General features: G+C 60.2%; 5 protein-coding genes. 3 read left to right on the plus strand and 2 right to left on the minus strand.

The window, feature by feature from the left end; all coding sequences use genetic code 11:
* Positions 1 to 229: 229 nt before the first annotated feature.
* Both AC1DT3_RS11375 and AC1DT3_RS11380 read left to right on the plus strand, forming a co-directional pair.
* Entirely contained in the window at positions 230 to 1,375 is a 1,146-nt protein-coding gene (locus AC1DT3_RS11375) for a DSD1 family PLP-dependent enzyme (protein ID WP_477465366.1), read from the plus strand.
* Between the two features lie 161 nt (positions 1,376 to 1,536).
* Positions 1,537 to 2,859, plus strand: a complete 1,323-nt coding sequence (locus tag AC1DT3_RS11380) for an adenylate/guanylate cyclase domain-containing protein (protein WP_477465367.1) — start codon at positions 1,537 to 1,539, stop codon at positions 2,857 to 2,859.
* A gap of 27 nt (positions 2,860 to 2,886) precedes the next feature.
* On the opposite strand, the gene AC1DT3_RS11385 is transcribed toward AC1DT3_RS11380, so the two are convergent.
* Positions 2,887 to 3,267, minus strand: a complete 381-nt coding sequence (locus AC1DT3_RS11385) for a rhodanese-like domain-containing protein (protein ID WP_477465368.1) — start codon at positions 3,265 to 3,267, stop codon at positions 2,887 to 2,889.
* A 338-nt stretch (positions 3,268 to 3,605) separates the two neighbouring features.
* On the opposite strand from AC1DT3_RS11385, the gene AC1DT3_RS11390 reads away from it, so the two are divergent.
* On the plus strand, positions 3,606 to 5,075 hold the full coding sequence (locus tag AC1DT3_RS11390) for a M81 family metallopeptidase (protein WP_477465369.1): 1,470 nt from the start codon (positions 3,606 to 3,608) through the stop codon (positions 5,073 to 5,075).
* A gap of 42 nt (positions 5,076 to 5,117) precedes the next feature.
* Here AC1DT3_RS11390 and AC1DT3_RS11395 read toward each other — a convergent pair.
* Positions 5,118 to 5,350 (minus strand): transporter substrate-binding domain-containing protein (locus AC1DT3_RS11395; RefSeq protein WP_477465370.1); only part of this gene is annotated, 233 nt, incomplete at its 5' end.

Below are 5,350 nucleotides of genomic sequence, written 5' to 3' on the forward strand. Positions count from 1 at the left end.
GAGTTACACCGTGCAGGGGTTGGTGCGACGAGAAACCGAACCAAGCTACCGGCCTTGGCGCCCTTCGTCCATCTCTCGCGCTCGCCGAGTAGGCCATGGGCGACGCGACCAACCGGAAGCCTGCGGTCGGGGTTCAGCTAGACTTGAGGTCCTCACCGCACGCCGAGGTGGCGTCACCGCAATGACCACGCTATTTGGCTGTTGATGCGCCGAGGAGATCCAGCAGGCCATGACAATCGAGGACTCACTCAGCTCGCTGGCCACTCCCAGGCTCATCCTGGACGAGAGCCGCATGAATCGGAATGTGGTCCGGTTGCAGCAGCACATCGAGGGGCTCGGCGTTGTCCTTCGACCGCATCTGAAGACCGTGAAATCGGTCGAGATCGCTCGACGGGTGCTGGCGGGCGGTACGGGCCCGGCCACCGTCTCGACACTCAAGGAAGCGGAGGTGTTTGCGGCTGCCGGGATCAAAGATATTCTCTACGCAGTCGGAATCGCGCCGCAGAAGTTGTCTCGCGTGCTGAGTCTGCGCGAAGCGGGTTGCGACCTGACCGTCGTGCTCGATTCGCTGGAGCAGGCGAGGGCGGTTGCCGAAGCGTCGCAAAAGCCGGGCGGCCCCATCCCGGCCTTGATCGAGATCGATTGCGACGGTCATCGTTCTGGTCAGCGCCCGAATGATCCGATGGTTGTCAGCATCGGCCGTGCTCTTGTGGAGGGGGGCGCCACCTTGCGGGGGATCGTCACTCACGCAGGCGAAAGCTACAACGCATCGGGGCAGAAGGCTCTCGCGGCCTTTGCGGAACGAGAGCGGCAGGCGGCCGTCACCGCGGCAGAAGCGTTGCGGGGAGCAGGATTGCCGTGTCCCGTGGTCAGTGTCGGTTCTACACCCACGGCTCACTTCGCACGCGACCTATCTGGCGTCACGGAAGTCCGGGCCGGCGTCTATGTGTTCTTCGATCTCGTGATGGCCGGCATCGGCGTCTGCACACAGGATGACATCGCGATCTCGGTTCTGACGACAGTAATCGGGCACCAGCGCGAGCGCGGCTGGATCATGATCGACGCCGGGTGGATGGCGATGTCGCGCGACCGAGGGACGGCGAACCAAGTGGTCGACCAAGGGTACGGCGTGGTCTGCGATGCGCAAGGCAAGGTCCTCGATGATCTGATCGTCGTGACGGCGAACCAGGAACACGGCATTGTCGCCCTGCGGCCGGGCAGCAACGCAACATTGCCAGAGCTCACGCTGGGTACTCTGCTGCGAATTCTCCCCAACCATGCTTGCGCGACGGCCGCACAGTTCGAAGGTTATGACGTGCTCTCAGCCGATAGGTCCGCTCCAACGATTCATCGGCCCCGGTTTCGTGGCTGGTGAGAACATGGGAACAGCGGCGAATATCATCGCAACAAGTGACCGGGCCTCCGTGATCCTTGACACGTGTGGCCTAGTGGCAGAGCCTCTCATTCCGGGCCGCACAAACGGAACCACGCTCGACCCTGCGGCGCACGAAGCTGCTCCAGCCTCTGGATCGAGTCATGGTTGTCGAAACGCACTACGCCAAGAGCGGTGATCTTCGGATCGCCTATCAGGTGGTCGGCAAAGGACCACTCGATCTCGTCTTCGTCCCGGGCTTCATCTCCAACCTGGATCACTACTGGGATGAGCCGACCCTGGCTCATTTCATTTCTCGTCTCGCATCGTTCAGCCGCCTCATTCTTTTCGACAAGCGCGGGACCGGCCTGTCGGATCGGCTCGGGACCTTGCCCACGCTCGAAGAACGCATGGACGATGTTCGTGCCGTCATGGACGCGGTGGACAGCAAGCGCGCCGCGCTGCTTGGTATCTCGGAGGGAGGCGCGATGAGCATGCTCTTCGCCGCGACCTACCCTGAGCGAACGCAAGCGCTGATCCTCTACGGGACCTATGCCCACTTCCACACATGGGTTCTGCCGCCCGATCGGTTCGAGCTGTTTCTCGAGAAGATCGAAGCGTTATGGGGCAGCGGCGCAAGCCTCAACGCCTTCGCTCCAAGCAAGCTCGCGGACGAGCGCTTCAGGCAATGGTGGGCGCGCTTCGAGCGCCTTGGCGCGAGCCCATCGGCCGTCATCATGCTCATGCGGATGAACAGCCAAATCGATGTCCGACACATCCTCCCCGCGATACGTGTGCCCACACTCGTTCTGCACCGCTCTGGGGACACGCGCGTCAGTGTGGAGGGAGGACGCTACATCGCCAACAATATCCCGGGTGCGAAATACGTAGAGTTTCCGGGATCAGATCACGTTCTTTGGGCTGGCGACGTGGACCAACCGGCCGACGAGATTGAAGAATTTTTGACCGGCACCCGCCGAGAGGCTGAGACGGACCGAGTGTTGGCAACCGTGCTGTTCACCGATCTGGTCGACTCCACGCACATCGCCGCAGAAATGGGCGATCGACGTTGGCGGGCTCTTCTCGATGAACACGACGTGGTCGTGAGACGAATGATCGATCGCTTCCGCGGGCGTGAGGTCAAAACTCTCGGTGACGGGTTCCTCGTAACGTTCGACGGCCCAGCGCGCGGCGTTCGATGCGCGAGCGAGATCATTGAGGCAGTACGTGAACTCGGGCTGGAGGTTCGAAGTGGTGTCCATACGGGGGAAGTGGAAATCAAAGGTGAGGATATCGGTGGTATCGCGGTCAATATAGCCGCTCGCATTGCGGCCTTGGCCGACAACGGACGTGTCATGGTGTCTCGAACGGTGCGCGATCTGGTAGCAGGCTCGAATCTCCGGTTTGAAGATCGCGGCGACCACACACTCAAGGGCTTGAGCGAAAGCATGACGCTTTACGAAGTGGTGAACGAGAGGCCGTCTTGACCGGACATCGGTCTGCCGACCATCGGCTCAAGCGGGCTCCGTCTCGATGCCCGCCTCTGTCAGGTCCTTGAAGCCACCGATGTTGAACACTGCCGTGTAACCCATATCTTGCAATGTCTTTGCCGCCAACGCGGAACGGCCACCGGATGCACAATGCAGCAGAACGGTCTTGTCTTTCTGGAACGCTGGATTGTGGTACTGGCTCTCCGGATCGGCGCGGAACTCCAGCATGCCTCGCGAGACGTTTACCGCACCCTTGATCCTTCCGGTTTGTTGAACCTCGGTCGGATCGCGGACATCCAAGATGAGCACGTTGCCGGATCGAATTCTCTCTGCCGCCTCGGCGGGAGACAGCTTGCTCACAGCGGAATTCGCCTCCGCCAACAAGTCTTTCACGCTCTTTGCCATGGTTTCCTCGACTGCGCAGTGTAACGGAGCAGGGCTCACCAAAGGCTCCGCTGATCTGGAGCAACTGTCAAGAAAGATCGCCAGCATACCTCCAACGCCGATGAACGGGCGAGCTTGGCAATTTACCCCATTTGCGCGCAGGGGGAGTCGGCCACTCGCCTCCTGTCTGCTAACATCGAGTCGATCAAGTTGCCCGTGACGCCGAAAACGACTTGAGCGCACGCTCACGAGGGACGACAATCGTCGACTGTGTGAACTGCTCAACGCAGCTTGATTGCTCTGCGCAAATCTCAGCTAATTGCGTCGTCACGATGCGTCAAAGGGGACCTGTCGATTCCATGCGGATTTTTGTTGCTGCACTTGCTACCGAGACCAACACGTTCTCGCCGATACCAACGACCAGGACAAGTTTTGAGAACGGTGCATATTTTCCGCCGGGTCTGCATCCAAGCGGCGTCACCCACAGCACTGCGCCGCTTTGGGTGGCGCGGCGGCGCGCGGCGAGTGATGGCTATACGTTGATCGAGGGACCCTGCTTCTGGGCGGATCCAGCCTGGGTCTGCGGAAAGTCGGATTATGAAAGCATGCGAGACGAAATCCTCGATCTCGTTCGTGCTTCCATGCCTCTTGATGGCGTGTTGCTCGGCCTGCACGGGGCGATGGTTGCTGCCGGTTATACGAGCTGCGAAGAAGATCTGATCACAAAGGTGCGGGAGATCGTAGGAGTCGAGGCGAAGATTGGCGTCGAACTGGATCCACACTGTCACCTGACTGAGCGTTGCGTGCGCCTCGCTGACGTTATCGTGCTGTTCAAGGAGTACCCTCATACCGATTTCGTGGAGCGCGGTGAGGAACTGGTCGATATGCTCGTGAGGGCGATCAGGGGTGATATTCGGCCCGTCATGTCGCTCTACGATTGCCGTATGATCGAGCGGGTTCCGACATCACGAAATCCGGGCCGATATTTCGTCGACCTGATGGCGGAACGCGAGGGCAGCAACGGCGTTCTCTCCGTTTCGCTGGCCCATGGATTTCAACTCGGTGACGTACCTGAAATGGGAAGCCGCATCCTCGTCGTCACCGATGACGACAAGCCGGGTGGCGATGCTTTGGCAATGGAACTCGGTGAGAATTTACGATCGCTGCGTGGACAGCTCGCATCACCCCATGTTCCGTTCGATGAGGCCGTCGATCAGGCACTCGCTGATGCAGGTCAGGGGCCTTACGTCATCGCCGATCCGACCGACAATGCCGGCGGAGGATCGCCTTCCGACAACACCAATCTCCTGCGGAGAATGATCGAACGAGAGATCGAAGATGCGGCATTCGGACCGATCTGGGACCCGATCGCGGTTGAGATCTGTCTTGCTGCCGGAGTGGGCGCAACCATACCGCTACGGTTCGGCGGCAAGGCCGCATCCACGTCCGGATTGCCGATCGATGCCACGGTAACTGTCATCGGTATAGTTCGCGACGGGGTGCAGAGTTTCGGTCGAGCGACGGTCCCCATCGGCAATGCCGTCGGCATCCGTCTGGGAGGCATTGAGATCTCGTTGCTCTCCCTACGTTCGCAGGCGATCGGGCTAGAAGTGTTCACGAGCGTCGGGATCGATCCGCGTTCGAAACGTGTCGTTTGTCTGAAGTCGACCAACCATTTCTATGCCGCGTATGCTCCCATCGCCCGGGCGGTGCTTTATACCGATGGGGGTGGACCGTCTCCGCTCGACGTCCGCAGATTGCCCTACAAGCATGTCGAGCGGCCGCTCTGGCCGCTCGATCCTCTTCCGCCGGGAAGGCTTGTTGTCTAACGCGAATGTGATGCTGCCGAAATCTGATCAGGCAGTTCGGCGTCAGCGAAGGCTGGCCGGTGTGACGTCGAAGCCGAACCACTTCGTCGAGAGTTGTTTCAGAGACCCGTCGGCTGCAGCAGACTTGATCGCGGCATCGAATTTTGCCTTGAGATCAGTATCGGCCTTTCTGAATCCGAAGCCGACGCCACCACCGAACACGCCGCCATCGAGAACAGGGCCGACAACAACGATCTTGTCGAAGCCTGTCGCCTTGGCCGAATTGTGGAGGAAGC

The sequence above is a fragment of the Microvirga sp. P4_G7 genome (assembly GCF_056401005.1).